This window comes from Gemmiger sp. An50 (assembly GCF_002161595.1).
GTDB lineage: Bacteria > Bacillota > Clostridia > Oscillospirales > Ruminococcaceae > Allofournierella.
On record NZ_NFID01000006.1, the window covers coordinates 125,015 to 148,079 of the forward strand.

The 23,065-nt window shown below is 61.0% G+C and carries 21 protein-coding genes; 4 read left to right on the forward strand and 17 right to left on the reverse strand.

Going from position 1 to position 23,065, the window contains the following annotated elements; genetic code table 11:
• Positions 1–105 precede the first annotated feature (105 nt).
• From B5G03_RS07550 to B5G03_RS07560, 3 genes are all read right to left on the reverse strand, one after another.
• Entirely contained in the window at positions 106–1,806 is a 1,701-nt protein-coding gene (locus B5G03_RS07550; protein WP_087181119.1) for a PASTA domain-containing protein, read from the reverse strand.
• A gap of 267 nt (positions 1,807–2,073) precedes the next feature.
• A complete protein-coding gene (locus B5G03_RS07555) occupies positions 2,074–2,811 on the reverse strand; it encodes a YebC/PmpR family DNA-binding transcriptional regulator (RefSeq protein WP_058966582.1) in 738 nt (245 codons plus the stop codon).
• A gap of 118 nt (positions 2,812–2,929) precedes the next feature.
• On the reverse strand, positions 2,930–4,285 hold the full coding sequence (locus tag B5G03_RS07560) for an RsmF rRNA methyltransferase first C-terminal domain-containing protein (protein ID WP_087181120.1): 1,356 nt from the start codon (positions 4,283–4,285) through the stop codon (positions 2,930–2,932).
• A gap of 130 nt (positions 4,286–4,415) precedes the next feature.
• Between B5G03_RS07560 and B5G03_RS17400 the strand changes: the two genes are divergently transcribed.
• Complete coding sequence (locus tag B5G03_RS17400) at positions 4,416–4,556, forward strand: hypothetical protein (protein WP_156417391.1); 141 nt, start codon at positions 4,416–4,418, stop codon at positions 4,554–4,556.
• 178 nt (positions 4,557–4,734) lie between these two features.
• Here the strand turns inward: B5G03_RS17400 and B5G03_RS07565 are convergent, their stop codons facing one another.
• The 14 genes from B5G03_RS07565 to B5G03_RS07630 all read right to left on the reverse strand — a co-directional run bounded on the left by B5G03_RS07565 (position 4,735) and on the right by B5G03_RS07630 (position 19,841).
• Positions 4,735–5,157 carry a Mini-ribonuclease 3 gene (locus B5G03_RS07565; RefSeq protein ID WP_087181121.1) on the reverse strand — a complete coding sequence of 141 codons (423 nt, stop codon included), beginning with the start codon at positions 5,155–5,157 and terminating at the stop codon, positions 4,735–4,737.
• Between the two features lie 44 nt (positions 5,158–5,201).
• A complete protein-coding gene (gene obgE, locus B5G03_RS07570; RefSeq protein WP_087181122.1) occupies positions 5,202–6,470 on the reverse strand; it encodes a GTPase ObgE in 1,269 nt (422 codons plus the stop codon).
• Positions 6,471–6,786: 316 nt separating this feature from the next.
• The gene (gene rpmA, locus B5G03_RS07575) at positions 6,787–7,038 is read right to left on the reverse strand and encodes a 50S ribosomal protein L27 (RefSeq protein WP_058966590.1); all 252 of its coding nucleotides are present in this window, start codon (positions 7,036–7,038) and stop codon (positions 6,787–6,789) included.
• A 20-nt stretch (positions 7,039–7,058) separates the two neighbouring features.
• Complete coding sequence (rplU, locus tag B5G03_RS07580; protein WP_058966591.1) at positions 7,059–7,370, reverse strand: 50S ribosomal protein L21; 312 nt, start codon at positions 7,368–7,370, stop codon at positions 7,059–7,061.
• Positions 7,371–7,535: 165 nt separating this feature from the next.
• Positions 7,536–8,387, reverse strand: a complete 852-nt coding sequence (gene folD / locus B5G03_RS07585; protein WP_087181123.1) for a bifunctional methylenetetrahydrofolate dehydrogenase/methenyltetrahydrofolate cyclohydrolase FolD — start codon at positions 8,385–8,387, stop codon at positions 7,536–7,538.
• 41 nt (positions 8,388–8,428) lie between these two features.
• Complete coding sequence (gene lgt, locus B5G03_RS07590; RefSeq protein WP_087181124.1) at positions 8,429–9,622, reverse strand: prolipoprotein diacylglyceryl transferase; 1,194 nt, start codon at positions 9,620–9,622, stop codon at positions 8,429–8,431.
• Entirely contained in the window at positions 9,619–10,893 is a 1,275-nt protein-coding gene (yfmH, locus tag B5G03_RS07595; protein WP_087181125.1) for an EF-P 5-aminopentanol modification-associated protein YfmH, read from the reverse strand. Before yfmH ends, lgt begins: the two co-directional genes overlap by 4 nt.
• Entirely contained in the window at positions 10,883–12,163 is a 1,281-nt protein-coding gene (yfmF, locus tag B5G03_RS07600; RefSeq protein ID WP_087181126.1) for an EF-P 5-aminopentanol modification-associated protein YfmF, read from the reverse strand. The genes yfmH and yfmF overlap by 11 nt, the downstream gene beginning before the upstream one ends.
• 44 nt (positions 12,164–12,207) lie before the next feature.
• Positions 12,208–13,152 carry a M15 family metallopeptidase gene (locus B5G03_RS07605; RefSeq protein WP_087181127.1) on the reverse strand — a complete coding sequence of 315 codons (945 nt, stop codon included), beginning with the start codon at positions 13,150–13,152 and terminating at the stop codon, positions 12,208–12,210.
• A gap of 230 nt (positions 13,153–13,382) precedes the next feature.
• On the reverse strand, positions 13,383–14,591 hold the full coding sequence (locus B5G03_RS07610) for an aspartate kinase (protein WP_087181128.1): 1,209 nt from the start codon (positions 14,589–14,591) through the stop codon (positions 13,383–13,385).
• A 123-nt stretch (positions 14,592–14,714) separates the two neighbouring features.
• Positions 14,715–15,608 carry a homoserine kinase gene (gene thrB / locus B5G03_RS07615; RefSeq protein WP_087181129.1) on the reverse strand — a complete coding sequence of 298 codons (894 nt, stop codon included), beginning with the start codon at positions 15,606–15,608 and terminating at the stop codon, positions 14,715–14,717.
• A 15-nt stretch (positions 15,609–15,623) separates the two neighbouring features.
• A complete protein-coding gene (locus B5G03_RS07620) occupies positions 15,624–16,841 on the reverse strand; it encodes a homoserine dehydrogenase (protein WP_087181130.1) in 1,218 nt (405 codons plus the stop codon).
• An 80-nt stretch (positions 16,842–16,921) separates the two neighbouring features.
• Positions 16,922–17,347, reverse strand: coding sequence for an ACT domain-containing protein (locus B5G03_RS07625; RefSeq protein WP_087181131.1), 426 nt, complete (start codon positions 17,345–17,347; stop codon positions 16,922–16,924).
• Between the two features lie 202 nt (positions 17,348–17,549).
• On the reverse strand, positions 17,550–19,841 hold the full coding sequence (locus tag B5G03_RS07630; RefSeq protein WP_140401653.1) for a transglycosylase domain-containing protein: 2,292 nt from the start codon (positions 19,839–19,841) through the stop codon (positions 17,550–17,552).
• A gap of 518 nt (positions 19,842–20,359) precedes the next feature.
• On the opposite strand from B5G03_RS07630, the gene B5G03_RS07635 reads away from it, so the two are divergent.
• The 3 genes from B5G03_RS07635 to B5G03_RS07645 all read left to right on the forward strand — a co-directional run bounded on the left by B5G03_RS07635 (position 20,360) and on the right by B5G03_RS07645 (position 23,000).
• Positions 20,360–20,665: a BofC C-terminal domain-containing protein gene (locus B5G03_RS07635; RefSeq protein ID WP_087181133.1), complete on the forward strand. Its 306-nt coding sequence runs from the start codon at positions 20,360–20,362 to the stop codon at positions 20,663–20,665.
• A gap of 298 nt (positions 20,666–20,963) precedes the next feature.
• The gene (locus B5G03_RS07640) at positions 20,964–22,742 is read left to right on the forward strand and encodes an HAD-IIIC family phosphatase (RefSeq protein WP_087181134.1); all 1,779 of its coding nucleotides are present in this window, start codon (positions 20,964–20,966) and stop codon (positions 22,740–22,742) included.
• Between the two features lie 15 nt (positions 22,743–22,757).
• On the forward strand, positions 22,758–23,000 hold the full coding sequence (locus tag B5G03_RS07645) for an acyl carrier protein (RefSeq protein WP_058966615.1): 243 nt from the start codon (positions 22,758–22,760) through the stop codon (positions 22,998–23,000).
• The last annotated feature ends 65 nt before the right edge of the window (positions 23,001–23,065 follow it).

The following is a 23,065-nucleotide window of genomic DNA, read 5'->3' on the forward strand; positions in this document are numbered from 1 at the left end:
CCCTTTCGGGCGGGGGATTTTTTGTTCTTATCTTCTTCTCAACAACAAACCGCCGGCAGAGTATTCCAAAGGGAACGCTCTGTCGGCGGTTTGTGTTTTTTGTTCTTATCCAGCGGGAACCGTACTGGGAGAAGGTTCCGGACTGGGCGACGGGGTGGGACTGGGGGTGGGTGCGGGAGTAGGCTCCGGCGTCGGGTCCGGTACCAGCGGGATATCCCGCTCCTTCGCAATATAAACGTTTACCGTGACCTTGCCCACATCGATCATGGTCCCCTCTTCTATATCGGTATACGCCACGCAGCCGCTGGCATATTCGCCATTGTTGTCGATCATCGAGAAGCTGGCTTTGATGTGCTTTTTCTCCAGCTCCTGCTGTGCGGCATCCTGGGGCCATCCATCAATGTTCGGCATCTCCACCATCTCCGGTCCCAGGCTCACCACCACTTCAATCAGCGGGCGTTCCTGATCGGTCTCGGTCCCTGCCTGCGGCGACTGCTCCAGAATAATCCCCGCTTCATGGTCCGAATCGTACTCCTGTGCCACTGCGATGAACCGGAACGCGGCGGTGTATTCCAGATTGCTCTGCACATCCTCATAGGCAAGGCCCACCACATTGGGCACCGTGAGCACCTGGGGTGTGCTCTGGCTGGCCGAGGAGGATGCCACACTGCTTGAGGAGGGCGCGGGCGCTTCCCGGCCCAGAATACTCCACATAAGCAGCAGGAACAGCACCGCGATCACCAACAGTGAACCGGTAAGCAGCGTGCGGGTGCTGATGCTGATGTGCTGTTCCCGGACGGGCGCGCGCTCCGACTGGCGCTGGGGCGGGGTGATGCTGTCCGCCGCACGCTGGCTGGTGAGTGCGCCCATCAGCTCCGGCACGTTCTGGATACGGCTGCCCGGGTCCATGCGCATGGCCGCAGAAAGCACCACCGAAATGTAGCCGGGAACCTCCGGCTCCAGGGCGCGGGCAGGCTGCAGGCTGTCGGTGACACGCCGCTGGTTGGCCGGGAGCGGCGCCTGGCCGGTGAGAAGCCGGTAGAACACCGCTGCGAGGCCGTACACGTCGGTATAACGGCCCTCAAACTCGGCGGCGGAATACTGCTCGGGGGCGGAATAGCCGTCGTACAGCTGGCTTTTCAGCTCGCTGCCCGCGGTGCGCAGGCCCAGAGTGGCATAGCCGCACAGCCTGGCCTGGGCTCCGCCGGGGCTCAGGATAATGTTGTCCGGGCAGATGCCCCGGTGCACCAGTCCGGCCTTGTGCATGGCCGCCACGCCCTCCATGATGGGCTGCAGCAGAATGCGGGCCTGGGCCGGATCAAAGTTCTGGGTGTGCTCCGACAGATAACGGCTCAGGCTTTCGCCCTCCACCTGCTCCAGTACCGCATAAACGGTGTTATTTTCCTCCACCACGTCCAGCACAGCGGCAAGGCCGGTGGCCGGTGTGATGCGCTGGATGCTGCGGTACAGATCCGCAAAATCCATGCGAGTGGTTTTGAACAGCACTTCCCTGCCCTCTTTGGGCATCACAAGGCCGCTTTCGTCCCGGCCCACACTCAGGGTCACCGGGTAGTATTCCTTCACGCTCACCCGCACGCCGCCGGTGTTTTCCACCGCTTCGTACAGAATACCCTCGCCGTCGGTGGCCTGGTGGCGGCCAATGGTGTACCGCCCCGCCAGCAGCGATGCAAAGGGCAGGGTGCCCGGGGGATTCAGATTGTTCAGCTCTTTGCCGCAGAAGGGGCAATCCGGCCGGCCCAGGTCCACCTTGGAAAGGCAGTATGGGCAGAGAATGGTTTGACCCATGGGTCAGAGGCCTCCTTTGTTTGATGAAACGCCCCGGACATGATGGCCGCAGGGCGGATAAATTGCACAAAATTTCCCTATTTTATTTGTATGGGTTCATTATAGCATGCCCCCCGGCAAAAAGCAAACCGGCGCGGCGGCTCTGTCCTTTCAGTCTGGACCGGGCTCACCGCGGCTAATCGCTCCGCCGGGGTATAAAAAGGCCCCGGCCTTCCATTTGCGGGGAAAGCCGGGACTTTTGTTTCAGATATGCGCCGAAGGGCCGGATCAGCGATCCAGATCCTCTTCGTTCTCCAGGTTGTGCCACACGTTCTGCACGTCGTCATCGTCCTCCAGAGCGTCCAGCAGCTTGGCCATCAGCTTCTGGTTGTCCTCGTCGGTAATGGCAGAGGTGGTGGAGGGCACCATTTCCACTTCAGCGGAGATGAAGGTGTAGCCCTTGTCCTCCAGAGCCTGACGCACAGCGGAGAATGCATCGGGATCGGTGGTCACTTCCACCACGTCGTCGCCCATGTCGAAGTCCTCGGCGCCGGCATCGAAGCAGTCCTCCATGACCTTCTCCTCGTCCAGACCCTCGCCGTCCAGCACGATCACACCCTTCTGGGTGAACAGGAAGCCCACGCAGCCCATGTTGCCCAGGTTGCCGCCGAACTTATCGAAGTAGTGGCGCAGGTTGGCAGCGGTGCGGTTGCGGTTGTCGGTCAGGGTCTCTACCATCATGGCGATGCCGCAGGGGCCGTAGCCTTCGTAGGTGATGGATTCGTAGTTGTCCTTCTCGCCGCCCTCAGCGCGCTTGATGATGCGCTGGATGTTATCGTTGGGCACGTTCAGGCTCTTGGCTTTGGCGATCAGGTCACGCAGCTTGCCGTTGCTGGCGGGGTCCGCGCCGCCCATGCGCACGGCAACGCCGATCTCGCGGCCAACCTTGGTGAACAGCTTGGCCTTCTGGCCGTCGGTCTTTTCCTTCTTGCGTTTGATGTTATTCCATTTACTATGTCCAGACATGGAAACTTCCTCCTATTTTATGCCGGGCCGCGAGCCGGACCCGAACGATGTGCGGTAACTAAATAATTTTAGCACAAAAAGCCCTCTTCTGGCAAGTGCCCGGGGCTGCCCAGGCCCATTATTTCAGGTTTCGCAGGGCTTTTGGATAGTGGTTTTTCACCTTTCCCCCGCTCACCTTGCCTGCACCCAGCGAAAAGCCGTCCACCAGCACGCAGCACCAGCCGTTTTCCGCGGTGCGAGCCTCGATCTCCTCACCCCGCAGCCAGGCGGCGGTGCGCTCATCGTCCAGGGTCAGCCGCTCCTGGTTGGTGCATGTGTGGCCGAAGGCCGTGAACAGATGGTGCGCGGGAACGAACCGGTTCTTCTGCACGGTACCAGCCGCCACGCCGCAGCGCATCACCCGCAGCTTATGGGGCGGCAGCGGAGTCTCGGGCGGCAGGAGCAGCAGCTCGCCCGCCTTGAGCATCGGCCGGTCCGCCAGCGACGGAAAATACTTCCCGGCAAACTCCAGCCATTCCTTGCAGGGCTTGGCGGGCTTTTCCGGCTTGAAGGGGCGGGCATCTTCGCCCTCGGACGCCTTCACCAGCTTTGCCATGAAATGCCCCTCGCCGCCCTGGAAGGGCCAGATACGCCGCACCAGGCTCACATCAAAGGGATGCTCGCCGCAGCGGTTGGCCTCGCCGGGACTGCCAAAGGCCGCGCCGGTATCCACCAGGGTGAACTCGGGATGGCGGGCAAGAAAATCCCCGATCTGGCCCTCGTCTTCCTCGGGCGCAAAGGTGCAGGTGGAATACACCAGCACCCCGCCGGGAGCCAGCAGAGTGGCGGCGTTGTCCAGAATTTCCCGGCCAATGGCAGCACACTGGCGCACAAGGCCCTCGTTGTGCTGGGTCAGCGCCTGGGGCTCCTTGCGGAACATGCCCTCGCCGGAGCAGGGCGCGTCCACCAGGATGCGGTCGAAAAAGGCTGGAAAAGCCTTGGCCAGGGCATTGGTATCGCTGTTCAGCACCACCGCGTTGGCCACGCCCATCCGCTCCAGGTTGGAGCGCAGGATCTCGGCCCGGCCTGCATTGTACTCGTTGCTTACCAAAAGGCCCTGGCCCTGCAGGGCCGCCGCCAGCTGGCTGCTCTTGCCGCCGGGTGCGGCGCACATATCCAGCACCTTCATGCCCGGTTGCACGTCCAGCAGGGCCGCCGGAGCGCTTGCGGAGGGCTCCTGAGAATAGAAGGAACCTCCGTGGTGATAGGGATGGCGGCCGGGCTTGAAGTCCGGCTCCTCCACCGCGAAGCCCTCGGCGCAGAAGGGAGAGGGACGCAGCGCCAGTCCCGCCAGACGGACAAATTCCTCCGGCGTGCAGCGCAGCCGGTTCACGGTCACGCCCCGGGCCGCCTCCTCGCTGGGGGCCGCGTAGTATTCCGCGTAGCGCTCGCCCAGCAGGGCCCGCTCCCGCTCTTCAAAATATTTTGCCTGCAATGCCATACCACCTTTGTATAATGGGTCTTGTTTGGGGTTACACTAGGAGCGAAGAGGCACGGCGGACAAGATCATACGCCGGGCAAACGCCCCCGCCCCCTCTTCGGATTCGGAAAGGAGATCACAAACCATGGAAAACCGTAACGCGAAAAACAGCATGAACAGCCGCAGCGCTAAGAACAGCGCCAAGAACGAAAGCACCAATGCTACCAGCAGCACTTCCAAGAACAGCAAGAGCACTGGTGCTTCCAACATGAAGACCGGCAAGTAACACCGGCTTTCTCCTCGCCGGGCACACACCGGCAAACACGCTTTTCACCAATTACAGAGCGTGAAAAGGCTGAGACCCTCGGAACCAATGTTTCCTGTTCCGCCGGTCTCAGCCTTGGTTTGCGTTTTCCGGCAATACTCTGCCGCTTTTCACAGCAGAGCAACCCGGGAAATGCCGTTTATTCCGGCTTTTCCACCGCCAGCGGGTTGTAGCCCTCCCACAAGGCGTCGAACAGTTCCTGAATGCGCTGGTTCTGGCCGGTAAGATACAGCCAACCGAACAGCGCTTCGAAGCCGGTGGACGCCCGGTATTCCTGGGGAGTGGCGTGCTTGGCCACGGAGGCCTTGCTGGCGTTCTTCCCCCGGCGCAGCACCGCCTGCTCAGCCTCGGTGAGCTGGTCCTCAATGGCGGCCAGCGCCCGGTTCTGTCCCTTGGCAGATACATACTTCACACAGGCCGCGTGCAGCTTGCCGGGCACCAGACGGGTGCGTTCCACCAGCCGCTGGCGCACCAGCAGCTCGAACACACCATCGCCCACAAAGGCCAGATTCAGGGGGGACTGCTCCCGGATATCGATCTCGGGATTTGCTTCAAACAACATGGTTTTGCCTCATTTCATGCCGCGCCACGCGCGGCTCAGGTGCCTTAGAAGATATAGTCGAACTGGTATTCGCCGATCTTGATGGTGTCCTCTTCCTCTACGCCCTGGGCCACCAGATCCCGCAGGATGCCGCTCTCGTCCAGCTGGCGCTGGAAGTACTGCAGGCTCTCGTAGTCGTCCACGTCGCTGCCCGCCAGGATGCGCTCCAGCCAGGGAGCGGTGATGGTGAACTCGTGGTCGGCGGTCTTCTCGATGGTGTAGGTGCGCTCGTTGGGGTTGACGGCATAGGGAACGAAGTCCGGCTCGAACACCTGCACCGGGGGCAGCTGCTGCAGCCGGTCCCACACGATGCCGGGCAGGTTCTTCAGGCCCTGGTTGGTGGCGGCGGAGATGGGCATGAAGGTCAGGCCCTTGCCCTCCACGTAGGACTTGAAGCTCTTGATCTGCTCCTCGGTGGCGATGTCGCACTTGTTGCCCAGCACGATCTGGGGCCGGGTGGCCAGCTCGGGGCTGAAGCTCTGCAGCTCGGTGTTGATCTTCTCGAAGTCCTCCACCGGGTCGCGGCCCTCGCAGCCGGAAACGTCCACCACATGCAGCAGCAGGCGGCAGCGCTCCACGTGGCGCAGGAAGTCATGGCCCAGGCCGATGCCCTCGCTGGCGCCCTCGATCAGACCGGGGATGTCGGCGGCCACAAAGCTCTGCTCGGGGCCCACCTTGACCACGCCCAGCACCGGGCTCAGGGTGGTGAAATGATAGTTGGCGATCTTGGGCTTGGCCGCGCTGATCACGCTGATCAGGGTGGACTTGCCCACGTTGGGGAAGCCGATCAGGCCCACGTCGGCAATCAGCTTCAGCTCCAGACGCACCTCATACTCCTCGCCGGGCAGACCGGGCTTGGCGAACTTGGGGATCTGACGGGTGGGGCTGGCGAAATGGGTGTTGCCCCAGCCGCCCTTGCCGCCCTTGGCCACGATCACCGGCTCATCGCCGGAGATATCCGCCATCAGCAGGCCGCTGGCGGCGTCGCGGATGAGGGTGCCGCGAGGCACCTTGATGACCAGGTCCGGGGCATTTTTGCCGGTGCAGCGCGAGCCGCTGCCGTTCTCGCCGGGCTGGGCGGCATACTTGCGCTTATAGCGAAAATCCATCAGGGTGGACAAATTGTCGTCGGCCACGAAGACCACGTTGCCGCCACGGCCGCCGTCGCCGCCGTCCGGGCCGCCGGCCGCTACGAACTTTTCCCGATGGAAGCTCACAGCACCGTCGCCGCCTTTGCCTGCTTTGATGGTGATCTTCGCCACGTCTACAAACATCGACATTGTTTTTCTCCTTTTCTGATAATGGGAAATGGGGATGGAGCGGGCGGCATCTTTGCTGCACTGCCCTGCCGAGGGCAACACCGCATAATTCACGCCTTGCGGCTCAGGCGGCGTATCACGCCAAAATTTTCCGTGCTATTTTCCAAAAATGCTCGCCAATCCACCAAGGATTGGCTGTGCTTTTTGGTTCATATCACAAAAAATTTTCTGGCGCGCTCCACCACCTGGAATTATGCGGTATTACCCTAACAGTATGCCCCGTTACAACAAAAAGCCAGGCCCAATCAACAGGCCTGGCTTTTGAAAGATCTTACTGCTTAACGCTGACCTTCTTGCGGTCACGGCCCACGCGCTCGAAGCTTACGCGGCCGTCCACCAGAGCGAACAGGGTATCGTCGCTGCCGCGGCCCACGTTCTCACCGGGATGGATGTGGGTACCACGCTGACGAACCAGGATATTGCCGGCCAGAACGAACTGACCGTCGGCGCGCTTAACGCCCAGACGCTTGGACTCAGAGTCACGACCGTTCTTAGTAGAACCTACGCCTTTCTTATGTGCCATAGTAGTTTACACCTCCGTTATTAGCCCTTGATGGCAGTGATCTCGACCTTAGTGTAGGGCTGACGGTGGCCCATGCGGCGGGCGCTGCCCTTCTTAGGACGATAAGTGATGATGTTCAGCTTCTTGCCCTTGCCGTTCTTCACGACCTTGGCCTCGACGCTGGCGCCCTCAACAACGGGAGTGCCCACCTTAACGGAGCCCTCGTTGCCGACAGCCAGAACGGAGTCGAAGTTCACATTGGTGCCTTCAGCAACGTCCATCTTCTCTACGAAGATTACGTCGCCTTCCTGTACCCGGTACTGCTTGCCACCGGTAACAATGATAGCGTACATAGTGTTTTGCCTCTCTTATATAAGTCTCGCTGGACTAGTGGGCGGGTGATGTTGCACACCTCTTGGGTGCCCGAACCATGCGGCTATACTACTATACCACAACTTCTCGGGGATTGCAAGCCCTTTTTTGGCCTTGCAAGGCCGTTTTTGCAGATTCAGCTCTTTTCAGCAACCGGTCTGCCGCCGGGCGGCCTGGATGGTGTTCACCAGCAGCATGGCCCGGGTCATCAGGCCCACGCCGCCGGGCACCGGTGTGATGAAGGATGCCTTGGCTTCGGCGGCGGCAAAATCCACATCGCCGCACAGCTTGCCGTTTTCATCCCGGTTGATGCCCACGTCGATGACCACCGCGCCGGGCTTGATCATATCGCCGGTGACGAACTTGGGCTTGCCGATGGCCGCCACCAGAATGTCGGCTCCAGCGCACACAGCGGCCAGATCCTCGGTTTTGGAGTGACAGATGGTAACAGTGGCATTCTCCCGCAGCAGCAGCATGGCCGCGGGCTTACCCACGATGTTGCTGCGGCCCAGCACCACCGCCTGCTTGCCCGCGATGGGCATACCGGTGCTCTTGAGCATCTCGATGCAACCCGCCGGGGTGCAGGGCAAAAAGCACTCCTCGCCGATCATCATCCGCCCCACGTTCACCGGAGAAAAGCCGTCCACATCCTTTTCGGGGGGAATGGCAGCGATCACCGCCTGCTCATCGATCTGGGCGGGCAGGGGCAGCTGCACCAGAATGCCGTGGACGCACCGGTCCGCTGCCAGCTCCTCCAGCTGTTCCAGAAGCTGGGCCTGGGTGGTGTCGGCGGGAAGGCGAAGCATTCGACTCTCGATGCCGCACTCGCGGCAGTCCGACTCCTTGCCCCGCACATAGACGGCGCTGGCTGGGTCGTCGCCCACCAGAACCACCGCCAGGCAGGGGGTCACTCCCCCGGCCTTCAATTCCTCCACCTGACCGCTCACCCGCTGTTTGATGCGGGCGGCCAGCTCCTTGCCGCTGATGATCTGCGCCATGGTTTCCTCCTCATCGCACGGGCTGTGCGCCCGGCTATACTTTATTTTTCATCCAGCCCCTGCGTGAGCGAGCTGTTGGTAGCAGCCCGTTCCTCCGGGTCCACCGGCAGCTGAGCAAAGCGGACATTTTCCTGCCGCACGCTCTCCTGCAGACCGGCATCCATCTCCGCCTGTTCCAGCTTCTGGCGGATCAAAGCCTCCCAGTCGAATTCCTGCTGCTTCTGCGCCGCCACGAACTCTTTGTGGGAAGCGCTGGCGGGCAGCTGCTGCCGCAGCTCCTCCAGGCTCACATTCTGGCCCAGAGCCTCCAGCTTATCCGCCCAGGCGGACTTTGCCTTCTGGAACTTCTTTTCCGAAGCAGTGCTGACCGGAATGTCCACCAGAAGCTCCTTTTTGCCGATCTTGCGGCGAATCAGCACAATGGCGATCACCGCCGCCAACACGCTGATCAAGGCGATCAGCTGGCTGACTCGCAGGGTCATGCCGGGCAGCATCAGGCTGTCGGTACGCAGGCCTTCGATCCAGAAGCGGCCCGCACCGTACCAGGCGGCGTACATCAGGGCGATCTCGCCGTTAAAGCGGCGCTTTTTCATGTAGGCCCGCAGGGCGAAGAAGCCCACCGCACACCAGATGCTCTCGTACAAGAAGGTGGGATGCACCGGCATGCTGGGGTCCACGATCACGCCGTCCTGGGCCAGAACCGTCTGCCAGCTGCTCAGATAGTTGGCCGTGGCCTGACTGTACATGCCCCAGGGCAGAGTGGTGTTGCTGCCAAAGGCCTCCTGGTTCACGAAGTTGCCCCAGCGGCCGATGGACTGACCGATCAAAAAGCCCATGGCCACCAGATCAAAGGTGGGCAGGATGGGCAGCTTGCGCCATTTGCAGGCAAGGCCGCCGAATACCGCTGCGCCGATCACGCCGCCGTAGATGGCAAGGCCGCCCTGGCGGATGTCGATCATGTCGGCAAAGCTCTCATAGGGCACCGGCGAGAAGATCACATAGTAGGCCCGGGCGCAGATCACCGCGCACACGCTGCCCACCAGCACCACGTCCACCAGGCGGTCGGCGTCGATGCCGAAATCCACCGCGTAGCGGAAGGCAAACACCAGCGCCAGCAGAAAACCGGTGGCAATGAGCACGCCGTACCAGTAAACATCCAGGCCGCCGATGGTGAAGGCCACCCGGTTGATGTTGAATTCCAGCCCCAGACCGGGGAATTGCACCAGATTCGTCATGCGTTCTCCTCCTGCTTGGGCCAGATGATCACGGTGGAAGACCGTTCCGGGCGCAGCATGGTCTGCAGCGCCTCGTCCACCTCCTGGCGGGTCACGCTGGCCAGCGCCTCGATCTCCTCGGTCAGGCTGCGCTTGCGGAAGAAGCTGCCCGCCAGCGCGGTGGCGCTGTCCTCAATGTTTTCCAGATCCTGCAGCATCTCGCCGTAGGACTGATTCTTGCACAGGGTGAACAATTCCTCATCCACGCCCTCCTTGCGCAGCCGCTCGATCTCGTCCAGCAGCAGGCCGCGCACCTTTTCCGGCTGGTCGGTCTCGCCGGTGAACAAAAAGCAGCAGCAGCCATCCAGCACAAGGAACTCGCCGCCAAAGCCCGGGTTCACCAGGCCCTGGTCGTACAGGCTGCGGTAAAAATCGGTCATGCCGCCGCACACCAGTTCGGTGAGCATGTCGCAGATGATCTCGGCCTTGGCGCCCTCCACCGGTGCTTCCTTGAAGCCAACACCCAGGCAGGGCTTGGCCAGCTGCATGGAGAACTCCAGCCGCTCCTTCGCGACGGTTTCCGGCTCCTGGGGCTGGATGCGCTTGACCTGAGCGGGCTTTGCGGGCAGCTTGGCCCGCTTGCAAGCCGCCAGCACCTGGTCAGTGGTGATGTTGCCCGCCACCGCCAGCACCATATTGCCCGGGTTGTAGAAGCCCTTGCAGCAGTCGTACAGCATCTCCGGGGTGATCTGAGCGATGCTCTCCACGGTACCGGCGATGTCGTTGCGGATGGGATGATTATGATACAGGCAGCCGAACAGGCCGGTCATGATCCGCCAGTCCGGGCTGTCGTCGTACATCTTGATCTCCTGGCCGATGATCCCCTGCTCCTTCTGGATGGTCTCCTTGGTGAAGTAGGGCTCGTTCACCATGCTCAGCAGGATATCCAGACTCTCGTCCACCTGATGGGTGGCGGTGAACAGATAGCAGGTTTTGTCAAAGCTGGTGTAGGCGTTGGCCGCCGCACCGGTCCTGGCAAACTTGGCAAAGGCGTCGCCGTCCTCGCTCTCAAACATTTTATGCTCCAGGAAATGGGCCACACCCGCGGGCAGGCTCACCCGGCGGCCGTCCACCTCAAATTCCAGGTCGATGGAGCCGAAGCGGGTGCCGTAGATGGCGTGGACGCCGCTGTAGCCGGGCATGGGCCTCACCAGAACGGTCAGGCCGTTTTCCAGCGTCAGGGCCTCACAGGCCACGGCGGCGCGCACCGTCTGCATGGGTTCATTCTGCATGGCTGGGCTCCTCCTTTTTGGTCACAAGATAGCCGACCGAGTACCGGAACCCGGCCAGGATCTGGCGCACATCCTCGGCGGTCACCTGCTTCAGCTGATCGGCCGCCTGCTCGGGGGTATTGATCGCGCCGCCCCGCAGGATCTCGTTGTAGTACCAGTTTTCCAGACCGGCCAGGCTGTCGCCCACGCTGGTCAGGCCGGACAAAAGACCCCGGCGGCTGTTTTCCAGCTCCTCCTCGGTGATGGGGCCGTTCACCAAATCGTTCAACTCCTTCAAGATGGCCTGCTCGGCCTTTTCGGCGTTGGCAGGCTCCACCCCGCTGTCCACCATCATGAAAGCGGTGGGAGAAGCGAAGCGGCTGGCGCAGTAGTAGCAAAGGCTCTGCTTTTCCCGCACGTTCAAAAACAAACGGCTGGTGGCGGAACCGCCGAACACGCTCATAGCCAGCCGGAAAGCGTTCAGCTGCTCGGGCTTTGCGCACTGGTTCCAGGTGAACATCATGCACAGCTTGGCCTGCACCAGGTCCATCTCCTCGCGGAAATGCTCCGTCGGCTGGGCAGGCATATACAGATAGTTCTCCAGCTGGGCAGGCTCACGCTGGATATTCGCCAGCTTTTCCAGGGTCATACGGCGCACCACGCCCTCGTCCGCCCCCAGGCAGATCACGTCCAGCTGAGCGGTGCGCAACATTTCGTGATAAGCGGCAGTCAGGCTCTCGCAGGTGACGGCGGGCAGGTCGGCCAGATAGCCGTCCCGCTCGATGCCCGCGGGAGAATCGCCGAAGAATTTGCGGCGGGCCTGCCGCACGCAGTACAGGCGCTTGTCGTTGATCTCGCTTTCCAGCTGACGGGTCAGGGTGGTCTTTTCGATTTCCACCGCCTCGCGGCTGAAAAGTCCGTTCTCAAAATAGGGCTCAAAGGCCACGCCGAAGGCGATGGCCGCGTATTCTGCGGTCAGAGCTTCGCCGTTCAGGGCAAACTGGTCCTTGATGCCGGTGATGGACACGCTGAGCACCCGGCTGGCGCCCTGCATGCTGGTCTCCACCGAAAGGGCCGCGCCATACAGGCGGGCCAGCTTGCGGGAGAGCTGGGTCATGTCCGGGCAGGCGGCATAGCCCCGGTCCATCACCAGGGGGAGCAGGGCCTGATCGGTGGCCTTTTCCCGGCTGGCGGGGAACCGGAAATGCAGCGAGATCCGGCAGCGGTTGAATTTATCCGCCGGGATGCAGTTCAGATGCACCCCAGGCGCAAGGCATTCGCGTTGTAACATCGGTACTCCTTAATCTCGAGGGACAAAACTGCGGCCCGCACTCGTCAGGCCTTTTGCAGATTCTCGTCCAGATATTCTTCCAGGCACAGGCCGCTGGCGGTGATGGCTTTCGCGTTTTCCACCCCCACATAACGGTAGTGCCAGGGCTCATAAATAATGCCGGTAATGGCCTGTTTGTTCTCCGGATACCGGAGGATAAAGCCATATTCCGGCGCGTGCTCGAACAGCCACTTTGCGGCGTCTGTTTTGCCGAAAGCTTCGTCCAGATTCTGATGCTTCGGGGTCACAATATCGGCGGCCAGGCCGGAGTTGTGCTCGGAATAACCGGGAACGGCCACCACGGTCTTGGCCTGGTTATAGGCTTCCTCTTCCGAGTTGCCCTTATCCAGCCATTTCTGCTTTTCCGCATCGAACAGGCTCTGCTGGTACTCCACACTGCGGTAACCGGAGCAGAGCATCAGGTCGACGCCCTCCGCGGCAGCGGCGTTTTTCATGTTGATGAAGGCGTCGGCCGCCACGGTGGCCAGCTCCTTACCGGTGGAGGAATCGGCCACCTTTGTTTCCAGGGTATCCTCCCAGCCATCCGGAAGCTTCACATTGTTATTCACCAGTGTGAGCAGCCAGTCAGCACCGCCGCCACCAGTGGTGGCGGCGGTGCCGGTGGCGGAAGCCGGTTCGGAGGTGCTGGCGGAGCCGGATTCCGGGCTGCTGGTCGAGCCGGATTCCGAGCCGCTGGCAGGCTCCGAAGTCGAATCGCCGCTGACCGAAATGCTGGTGGAGCTGCTGGTGGAACCGCTGGAGGAATCCTTGTCCTTGGTGAACAGGCCAACCAGCTTGACCATTCCAAACACGATCAGCGCCAGAAGCGCCAGGCAGAGGATCGCAAAAATGATCCGGTTGCGGCGGATCTCTTTCTTGCGCCGGGCGCGGGCGGCGGCCCGGCGGCGACGTTCGGCTTCGCTCATTTCACGGGGCGGATAACTTGGCATTTGATGCAACACTCCTTAACTGTGAGGTTATAAACGAGGGCGCCAGCGCGCCCGGGCTTCCGTTTCAATCGCGGTTTGCAGAAACCTGTTTTATAGTTTCATATTATACACGTTTTTGCCGATACTGTAAACGTGCAAAGCTGCAAAGAAACTGTGAACGAATTGTCTTACGGCTCAAAAAAACGCCCCTTCGCAGGCATTCGGCTCTGCAAAGGGGCGCTGCATAAAACTTAGTGGATGAAGGCGTCGTGGATGGCCGCCACAGCGCGGTCGGCGTCCGCCTTGTCGATGATGACGCTGATCTTGATCTCGCTGGTGGAGATCATGCGGATGTTCACATTGGCCTCAAACAGAGCCTCGAACATGCGGCTGGCAACGCCGGGGTTGCTCTTCATACCGCCGCCCACCACACTGACCTTGGCGCAGCCGGTGTCCACGGTGATGTCCTTGCCGCCGAAGCGGTGCTGGTTCTCCTTCAGCACCCGCAGCGCGGTCTCAGCATCGCTCAGGGGTACGGTGAAGGTCAGATCCTTATCGCCCTCACGGCCGGTGCCCTGCAGAATGATGTCCACATTGATGTTCTTCTGTGCCAGCACACCGAACACCTTGAACGAGGTGCCGGGCACGTCCGGCACATTCAGGATGGTGAGAACGGCCACGTCGGTGTCCTTGGCCACGCCCTTGATCAGCATACCTTCCATATCGCTAGTAACCTCCTTAACAACTGTGCCGGGCACAGGATTCAGGCTGGAGAGCACTTCCAGCTCCACGCCGTATTTTTTTGCAAGCTCTACGCTGCGGTTGTTCAACACCTGCGCGCCGGCGCCCGCAAGCTCCAGCATCTCGTCAAAGGTGATCTCATCCAGGCGTTTCGCGCGGGGGATGAAACGGGGATCGGCAGTATAAACGCCCTCCACATCGGTGAAGATCTGGCAGCGGTCCGCATGCAGGGCGGCGGCCAGCGCCACCGCGCTGGTATCGCTGCCGCCGCGGCCCAGGGTGGTGATGTCTTCCATGCGGTTCAACCCCTGGAAGCCTGCCACGACCACCACACGGTTACGGGCCAGCTCACTTTCCACTCGCTCGCTGTCCAGCCGGCGGATGCGGGCCTTGGTGTAGGCCCGGTCGGTGTGGAAGCCCGCCTGCCAGCCGGTCAGACTGATGGCAGGCACACCCAATTCGCTCAGGGCCATGGCCAAAAGCGAAATGGAGATCTGCTCACCGGTGGCCAGCAGCATATCCATCTCCCGCTGGGAGGGATTGCTGGTGATCTCGGCGGCTTTCTGGATCAGGTCGTCGGTGGTGTCGCCCTGGGCGGAAACCACTACCACTACCTCGTTGCCCGCGTTGCGGGTGTTTGCCACAATCCGGGCTACGTTGAAGATCCGGTCCCGGTTTGCCACCGAGGTACCCCCGAATTTCTGCACGATCAACGCCATTGTTTCTCTCAACTCCTCTATACCAAATGCGTGCCGCCCGCCATGGAGCGGCCCGCCTGCACATGTAATCCGCAAAGCTCGGTTTCCCGGCAAAGGCTCTGCCGGGACCGGCGCGTCGCTTTACTATTCTACCACAGCGCCAGTATTGTCTGCAAGCATTCTGCGCAAAGAAAAGGCCATGGTTTCCGGCTGCTCCAGCAGGGCTTCCTCGGCTTTTTCAAAGAACTCACAGTTGTCCCGGTGGACCACCGCCATGATGGTGGGGCCGGCACCGGAAATGTACACCGCGTAAGCGCCCAGGTCCCAGGCGATCTCGAACACCCGCTCGCCGCCGGGAATCAGAGGCAAACGGTACTGCTGATGCAGCGCGTCCTTGGTGGCAACCCGCAGCAGCTCGTAGTCACCGTCGCAGAAGGCAGCGGTGGCCAGCGCCGCGCGGGACAGATTGTACACCGCGTCCCGCCGGTCCACGGTTTTGGGCAGTGCCGCGCGGGCCTTTTCGGTGAGCAGCTTGAAGTTGGGGATGAAGGCGGCAAAGGCCAGCTCCTCATTGATCTCCTTGCGGGCGGTAAAAACCTGGCCCTCGTCGAACACGCTGCTCACAAAGCCGCCCAGCATGGCGGGAGCCACGTTGTCCGGATGGCCCTCGATGGAGGTGGCCAGGGTGAGCATCTGCCGCTTGGTGAGCGGGCTGCCCAGCAATGCATTTGCCCCCAGGATGCCCGCCACGATGCAGGCGGAGCTGGAGCCCAGGCCACGGGCCATGGGGATGGGATTTTCCTGCCGGATGCGCAGACCCTTGATGGGCTTGCCCAGCTGCTCATACACCGCCTTGGCGGAACGGTAGATCAGGTTGGAGGTACCGGTGGGCACCAGCGAGCCGTCGCTGGCCATGATGTCCAGCTTATCCCACTCTTCCATGGTCACGGTGTTGTGGAGCGAGAGCGCAAGGCCCAGCGCGTCGAACCCGGCGCCCACATTGGCGCTGGTGGCGGGGACCAGAATCTTGACTGCCATATTGCCTGTACCTCCTTACTGTTCCAGACGGCGCAGCTCCATCTGCACACTGCCGCCCAGGGCTTTCACCTGGCGGGCCGCTTCATAGAGCTTTTTCGGGGTGATGTTTTCGACCAGATAGGCTGCCTGGCCGCCGTCATCCGCCACCAGCTCGCCGGGACCATACAGACCGGGCAGCATGGAAGCGGCAAGTCCCTTCACCCGCACATAATATGTGGCGGGCTCGCCGCTGGTGAGCGGCGCGGGCAGCGCGGGAGAAGGCTCCCAGAAGATGCTGTCATGTACCGCTGCACCCTGCTGGGCTGCCAGAGCCAGATCGGCAACGATGGCGCTGGCGGTGGGCAGCTTGCCCGCGCCGCGGCCGTAGAAGAACACGTCGCCCACCATATCGCCCCGTACCAGAACGCCATTGAATACCTCCTCCACACCGGCCAGCTGATCCTCCAGCGGCACCAGCATGGGCTCCACACCCACCGCCGGACCCGATTCGGTCTGCCGCGCCCAGGCGATCAGCTTCACCGCGCAGCCCAGCCGGGCAGCGGCGCGCAGATCAAAGGGCTCCAGTCCCCGGATACCACGGGTGGGAATGTTCTGGGTATGGACCTGCTTGCCAAAGGCAAGGCTGGCCAGAATCGCGATCTTGCGGCAGGCGTCCGGACCATCCACGTCATCCGAGGGGTCTTTGGTCTCGGCGTAGCCCAGCTGCTGAGCTTCTTTGAGTGCGGCGGCAAAGTCCATGTTCTCCCGGCTCATGCGGGTGAGCATGTAGTTGGTGGTGCCGTTCACGATGCCGTAGACCTCCGCCACCTGGTTTGCCAGCAGGCTCTGACACATGGGGGTGATCAGCGGCATACCGCCGCCCACGCTGGCCTCAAACAGGAAGGCCACGCCCTTTTCCTTCGCCAGTGCCAGCAGCTCGGCGCCATGGGTGGCCACCAGCTCCTTGTTGCTGGTCACCACACTGCGGCCGCTGGCCAGCAGCGCCTTCACATAAGGATATGCAGCTTTCACGCCTCCGATGGCTTCTGCCGCCATGGTGATCTCAGGATCGTTCAGAATATCGTCGATGCTGCTGGTGAACAGCTCAGGGTTTTCGGTAACTTCCAGCACCAGCACCCGCTTGACCCGGATCTCCTGGCCCGCCCGCCGGGCAATGAGTCCGGCGTTTTTCTGCAGCACGTCATACACGCCGCTGCCCACGGTGCCAAAGCCCAGGATCGCAATGTTGATCATAAATCCTCCCCGCCCGGCGCAAAGCCGCCGGGCACTTGTGATGAAAAATGGAAAAACGGCCCCCGGCCGTTTTGGCGGCGTTACACGCCCTGATGCACCTCGACCACAGCGCGCTGCTGCGCCAGCTGGGCCAGCATCTCCTCGATGCTCACCCGCAGGGTATCGGTGCGCACAGTGACCTCCACCTTGGCCGCGCCGTTTTCCGGCGTGGCCTGGTTGATGGTGACCACGCTGCCGCCTGCGGCAGAAATGCCGCCCAAAAGCGCCTGCAGTGCACCGTTCTCGTCCAGCAGGGTGGCCAGCACCGTGATGATCTGTTGGGTGCTGCGGGCATCAAAGATGCAATCCTTATATTTATAGAACGCGCTGCGGGAAAGATCCACCGCCCGGGTGGCCGCCGAGATGTTGCGGGCTTCGCCGCTGGCGAGCAGCTCCTTCGCCTTGAGAACTTTCAGAAAAACCTCGGGCAGGACCGCTGCGTCCACCATCAGAAAATGCCGTTTCATGCTGTTTTGTACACCCCTTGAACACATTTGTTTTTACGCATGTGTATAGTGTACCACTTTAGCAGGTCAAAACGCAAGATGCTGTTTTAATTTTGTGAAAACCCGCACATTTCTCACCCACGCTCGGTTTTGTATGCACAGAATGCACAAAAAAGCCTGCTGTGCGTTCACGGCGTACAGCAGGCTTTTTCAAATCAGTTTTTTACGGATGCATCGGGCAGATGCCGGGCATGTTGTCTTCGGTGTAGTAGCCGGTCTGCCGGTTGGGGCAATTGGCTCCGGCCAGCTCGCCGCTGTCCACACAGAAGGCGGCTGTCTTCACGTCCTCGCTCACCGGGAACTGCTTGACCTCCAGACCTTCCTGCACGGTCTCCATGTAGGATTTCCATACCTTCTGGATGGCCTTGGCGTTTCTGGCGCCCGCCTTGCTCATGTCGTAGGGCTTGTCGTAACCCCACCACATGCTGGTCACGTAATAGGGGGTCAGGCCCACAAAGGTATAATCCTTGTTGTCGGTGGTGGTACCGGTCTTGGCGGCGGCTTCCATCTCACCGCTGGGCTTCATACCGCTGGCGGTACCGCTATTCAGAACCCCCTGCAGCAGGCGGTTCATGATCATGGCGGTGCTCTCCTTGATGGCCTGGGTGTGCACCACGTTGATCTCGTTATCGATCAGCACCTCACCGGTGGTGGCGTATTCCACACGGGTGTACAGGTGCGGGGTCACATATTCGCCGCCGTTGCCGAACATCAGGTAGGCGCCCGCCAGCTCGATGGGAGTGGCGCCGCCGTTCTGGCTGCCCAGCACAATGGGCGCCAGATCCATATCGTTCTCGTTCAGATGGGCCATGCCCACGGTATCCTTGGCGAAGTTGTACATGGACTCCACGCCCACCAGCTGGCCCACCTGCACCGCAACGGTATTCAAAGAGTGAGCGATGGCGTAGTTCACGTTTACGGTGCGCTCGCCGTGGCCGGTACTGGTCTCATAGTTCTGGGGCCAGTCGCGCCAGATGCCGGGATTCGCCAGAACCTCGGGCGCGTCGTTCTCAAACATCTTGTCCCGGTACTGGGGGTAGTTGTTTTTCTGGCTGTCCAGCAGAACCTTACCCACACCCATATCCACAAAGTTGGTGGAGTAGTTGATCCAGCCCATGTCGATGCTCAGGGAATAGGCTGCGATGGGCTTCATGGTAGAACCGGTCTGCCGTGCCACATTGGCCCGGTTCAGGCTCAGGTCGGTGGTCTTTTCGCCCAGGCCGCCCACCAGCGCCTTGATCTCGCCGTTGTAGTCCATGGTCACCATGGCCACCTGGCTGTGGACCTTCTTATAGTAGTAGACCTTGCCGTCCTTATCGGTCTTGGTTTTCAGGCTGCCGTCCTCATTGTAAACGACGCCCTCTTCCTTGGTCAGGTCCTCCTCGGTCTTGCTGCCCAGCTCGAACTCCTCTTCCCGTTCCATCCAGGGAATGCTCTCGTCTTCGTTGAGCAGAGCCTTCTCCATCTCTTCCTGCAGATAGGGATCTACCGTGGCATAGATGCGCAGGCCGCCGTTGAAGATCTCGTTCTCCGCCTCGGCCTCGGTCCAGCCCAGCTCGTTCACCAGCTGCTGCTTCAGCTCGGTGTAGACCGCGTCGCTGAAGTAGGAGCGAACGCCGGTGCTGCTCGAGTTGTCTGTATCGGTCTCGGCCAGGGTCAGGGGCGAATTCGCCGCCTCATTGTACTCTTCCTCGGTCAGGTGGCCCTGGTCGTACATGTTCCACAGCATCAGGTTGCGGCGCTGCAGATGCTCTTCCGGGTTTTTGTAGGGGTTGTAGGTATTGGGGCTCTTGGTGATGGCCGCGATGCTGGCGCACTCGGCAGCGGTCAGCTGGCTCAGATCATCCTTGCCGAAGTACTGAATGGCCCCGGCCTTTACGCCGGCGGTGTTGCCGGTCAGGCTGATGGTATTCAGGTAAGTCTCCAGGATGGTGTCCTTATTATAGCGGTTATCCAGGCCCCAGGCGCGGAAGATCTCGCGGATCTTACGCATGGCGTCCTGCTCATCGTCGCCGGTGAGGTTCTTGATCAGCTGCTGCTCCAGGGTGGACGCACCCTGGCGGCCGCCGAACAGCTTGATGGGGGTATACTCGTTGATGGCCGCGGCGATGGTGCGCTTGAAGCTCACGCCGTGATGCTCGTAGAAGTCCTTATCCTCGGTGCAGATAAACGCCCACTTCAGATAGGGGCTGGAATCGATCTCGCTCAGCTCGGCCCACTCACGGTTGTTGGTGCGGTAGAAGTCCTCGTATTCCACCCACTCGCCGGTGTTGTGGTCCTTGGCCATGATCCAGGTGGTCTGAGCCAGCTTGACCTCGGTCAGGTCCAGGTTGTCATCTGCAGTGGCTTCCACCAGATACAGGCTCAGCGCAACAGCCACCACGCTGGCCACCATCACGCCCAGACAGAAGCAGACAGCGATGAAACGAAACAGGCCGCCGAAAAAGCGGCGCACGCCGCTCTTTTTCTTCCGTTTCGGGGTATGCCCGCCGGAATGGGGCGCGCCGGAAGAACCCTGGCCACCGGTTCGCGGAGCGCCGGTGCTGCGCTGAGCGCCGGCCGCCGCGCTGCGGTTGACCGTGCGCTGCGTGCCCGTGCTGGGCGTGCGGTTTACCCGGCGGGGCGCACTCTGGCCGCTCTGGCTGTTTTGCGGGCGCCGGATATTGCGGTGTTCGTTGTTTTCGATGGGGACCGCCTCCTTTGCGGAAATAATTCGTTGTGAGAATGGGGCGTCGCCGCAGGGCGCGTTTCGCCCCGGGCAGCCCTGCCGGAATGCCGCCGAAGCTGCTTTGCCGGCAAAGCCGGGCAGGCCCGCAGGCTTTTCAAAAAGCCTTTCACATTCAGGCGCTGCTCTGCCTATTTTGATATTATAGCACAAATGCCTGCCGCAAGTACAGCAAAAACGGAATTTCACATCCTGCCGTTTGAAACGCACCTGCCCGGGCCATACTGTTTCCAAAGAGGTGAATCGCTATGCCGAAAGTATGGATCTATCTTCTCGCCCTGCTCTGTGTGCTGGGCCTTGCCGTGAGTGTGGCTGTGTTTGCCCTGCGTCCGTTTGAAAACAAATCGCCCGACGCTAGCTATACTCTGCGCGACTGGCACGGCAAGCTGGCCCTGTTCGCCCCCGGGGAATCCGGCGAGGAGGACCAGCCCGTGGAAGTGTATGATGTTTACACTCATCTTCTGCCCGAGAGCGATGTGCTGAGCCTGCAGGCGGGCATCCCGCTGGAAAGCCAGGAGCAGCTGCAGCGGCTTTTGGAGGATTTTGGCTTATGACGCGTTGCGCGCCGCCGGGGTTTATAGTATAATTAAAGGCAACACCGCACAATTCACATTGAACGGTTCAGGCGGCGTATCACGCCAAAATTTTCCGTGCTATTTTCCAAAAATGCTCGCCAATCCACCAAGGATTGGCTGTGCTTTTTGGTTCATATCACAAAAAATTTTCCGGCGCGCTCCACCACCTGGAATTGTGCGGTATTGCCTAAACTGCATGTGACGGGCCCTGCTTGCGCCCGCGGCTTTGGCCGCCGCCTTCCGGCGGGTCATGACTTCTGCGAGGAGGAATTTTGCCGTGAACTGTTTTGATTATCCCCTGGACCCGGCCTATCTGCTGCAAAAGAAGCGCAGCCTTAAACGCCAGCTGCTGGAAAAGCAGGGTCTGATCGAAAAGAAAGTCGCCATCATGAGCGGCAGCACCATTGGCGAGATCAAAAATATCCTGGAGCTGTTTTTGCTGGAAAACGGCATCAAGCCCACCTTCCATGAGGGCGCTTACGCACTGTTCTATGAAAACCTGGTCTTTGACGACGGTTCGCTGAAGGCCTTTGCGCCGGATGTAATCTACATCCACACCAGCGTGCGCAACATCAAGCTCTGGCCGGACGCCGCCGACGAGCCCTCCCGGGTGGAGGAGAAGCTGAACGCGGAATACAGCCGCTTCGAGCAGGCCATCCGGGCCGCGCTTTCCTTCGGCTGCCCGGTCATTGCCAACAACTTCGATCTGCCGGTCTACCGTGTAATGGGCAACCGGGAGGGCGTGGACTGCCACGGCCGGGTGCGCTTTGTGCGCCAGCTGAACGAGAAGCTGGCCGCCCTGGCGGAGGCCACTCCCAACCTTTATCTGAACGACCTGGCCTACCTGCAGGCGGTGCATGGCATGGATGCCTTCAGCAGCCAGACCGCATGGTACGCCTACAAGTATGCGGTGAGCATCGACTGCATCCCCTATCTGTGTCAGAGCGTGGCCAACATCATCAAGAGCCTGCTGGGCAAGAACAAGAAAGCCCTGGCGCTGGATCTGGACAACACCCTGTGGGGCGGCATCATCGGCGACGACGGCCCCGAGGGCATCGTGATGGGCAACGAGACCCCCGCCGGTATGGCCTACGCGGAGTTCCAGAGCTACTTAAAGGAGCTGTCCAAACTGGGCATCCTTTTGAATGTATGCAGCAAGAATGAGGAGAAGATCGCCCTGACCGGCTTCGAGCGGGCAGATACCGTGCTCAAGCGGGACGACTTCCTCTGCTTCAAGGCCAACTGGGAGCCTAAGAGCCGGAACATCGCGGCCATGGCCCAGGAGATCAACATCCTGCCGGAGAGCTTCGTGTTCGTGGACGACAACCCCGCCGAGCGGGAGATCGTGCGCCAGGAGCTGCCGGGCGTGACCGTGCCCGAGCTGGGCGCGCCGGAAGAGTACATCGCGGCCATCGACCGCAGCGGCTACTTTGAGGTGACCACCCTCTCGGCGGACGACAAAAAGCGTGCCAGCATGTACAAGCAGAATCTGGAGCGGGCCCAGCTGGAGCAGAGCTTCGGCGATTACAACGACTATCTGAAGAGCCTGGAGATGCACTGCGAGATCGGCGCCTTTGACGAGCCCCACGCCGAGCGCATCACCCAGCTGATCAACAAGACCAACCAGTTCAACCTGACCACCCGCCGCTACACCGCCGCCGAGGTGGAGGGCATCATGGCCGATCCGGCTTACATCACCCTCTACGGCCGCCTGGTGGACAAGTTCGGCGACAACGGCCTGGTCACCGCCATGATCGGCCACATCCAGGACAACGTGCTGGATATGGACCTGTGGATCATGAGCTGCCGCACCTTCAAGCGCCGCCTGGAGCACGCCATGTTCGACGAGCTGGTGCGCCGCGCCGCCGCTGCCGGAGTGGAAAAGATCGTGGGCCACTACTACCCCACCGCAAAAAATTTGCTCGTTCGCGATTTTTATGCTACAATCGGTTTTGAACAAACCGCCCAGGATGACCAGGGCAACCTGACCTTCGAATTCACCGGCTTTGCGGGCTACCAGCCTCAGTGCGGTGTAATGGAGATCGAGATCGTTTAAAAAGGAGTTTTTCAAATGGATAAGCAGAGCATTTTTGACGCTGTACAGCAGATCTTCCGCGACAACTTTGACGACGAGGAGCTGGTGATCACCCGCGAGACCTGCGCCGACGACATCGAGGATTGGGACAGCCTGGAGCAGATCAACCTGCTGACCGCCATGGAGAAGAAGTTCGGCTTGAAGTTCAAGCTGGACGACGTGCGCGGCCTGGAGAACGTGGGCGACCTGCTGGATCTGATCGAGCGTCTGACCGCGTAAACGACCGAAAAAAGGGGCTGGGCTGCGGGCCCGGCCCCTTTTCTGTTTGAGCCCTTTTTAAAAGG

What these genes read in the sequence shown, in the direction of transcription:
- B5G03_RS07565 (WP_087181121.1), bottom strand. Translation starts at nt 5,157, where the DNA reads ATGTTGTTTGAAGCAAATCCCGAGATCGATATCCGGGAGCAGTCCCCC.
- B5G03_RS07625 (WP_087181131.1), bottom strand. Translation starts at nt 17,347, where the DNA reads ATGAAACGGCATTTTCTGATGGTGGACGCAGCGGTCCTGCCCGAGGTT.
- yfmF (WP_087181126.1), bottom strand. Translation starts at nt 12,163, where the DNA reads ATGTTACAACGCGAATGCCTTGCGCCTGGGGTGCATCTGAACTGCATC.
- thrB (WP_087181129.1), bottom strand. Translation starts at nt 15,608, where the DNA reads ATGGCAGTCAAGATTCTGGTCCCCGCCACCAGCGCCAATGTGGGCGCC.
- yfmH (WP_087181125.1), bottom strand. Translation starts at nt 10,893, where the DNA reads ATGCAGAATGAACCCATGCAGACGGTGCGCGCCGCCGTGGCCTGTGAG.
- B5G03_RS07605 (WP_087181127.1), bottom strand. Translation starts at nt 13,152, where the DNA reads ATGCCAAGTTATCCGCCCCGTGAAATGAGCGAAGCCGAACGTCGCCGC.
- obgE (WP_087181122.1), bottom strand. Translation starts at nt 6,470, where the DNA reads ATGTTTGTAGACGTGGCGAAGATCACCATCAAAGCAGGCAAAGGCGGC.
- B5G03_RS17400 (WP_156417391.1), top strand. Translation starts at nt 4,416, where the DNA reads ATGGAAAACCGTAACGCGAAAAACAGCATGAACAGCCGCAGCGCTAAG.
- rpmA (WP_058966590.1), bottom strand. Translation starts at nt 7,038, where the DNA reads ATGGCACATAAGAAAGGCGTAGGTTCTACTAAGAACGGTCGTGACTCT.
- B5G03_RS07550 (WP_087181119.1), bottom strand. Translation starts at nt 1,806, where the DNA reads ATGGGTCAAACCATTCTCTGCCCATACTGCCTTTCCAAGGTGGACCTG.
- B5G03_RS07620 (WP_087181130.1), bottom strand. Translation starts at nt 16,841, where the DNA reads ATGATCAACATTGCGATCCTGGGCTTTGGCACCGTGGGCAGCGGCGTG.
- B5G03_RS07610 (WP_087181128.1), bottom strand. Translation starts at nt 14,591, where the DNA reads ATGGCGTTGATCGTGCAGAAATTCGGGGGTACCTCGGTGGCAAACCGG.
- folD (WP_087181123.1), bottom strand. Translation starts at nt 8,387, where the DNA reads ATGGCGCAGATCATCAGCGGCAAGGAGCTGGCCGCCCGCATCAAACAG.
- lgt (WP_087181124.1), bottom strand. Translation starts at nt 9,622, where the DNA reads ATGACGAATCTGGTGCAATTCCCCGGTCTGGGGCTGGAATTCAACATC.
- B5G03_RS07635 (WP_087181133.1), top strand. Translation starts at nt 20,360, where the DNA reads ATGCCGAAAGTATGGATCTATCTTCTCGCCCTGCTCTGTGTGCTGGGC.
- B5G03_RS07645 (WP_058966615.1), top strand. Translation starts at nt 22,758, where the DNA reads ATGGATAAGCAGAGCATTTTTGACGCTGTACAGCAGATCTTCCGCGAC.
- rplU (WP_058966591.1), bottom strand. Translation starts at nt 7,370, where the DNA reads ATGTACGCTATCATTGTTACCGGTGGCAAGCAGTACCGGGTACAGGAA.
- B5G03_RS07555 (WP_058966582.1), bottom strand. Translation starts at nt 2,811, where the DNA reads ATGTCTGGACATAGTAAATGGAATAACATCAAACGCAAGAAGGAAAAG.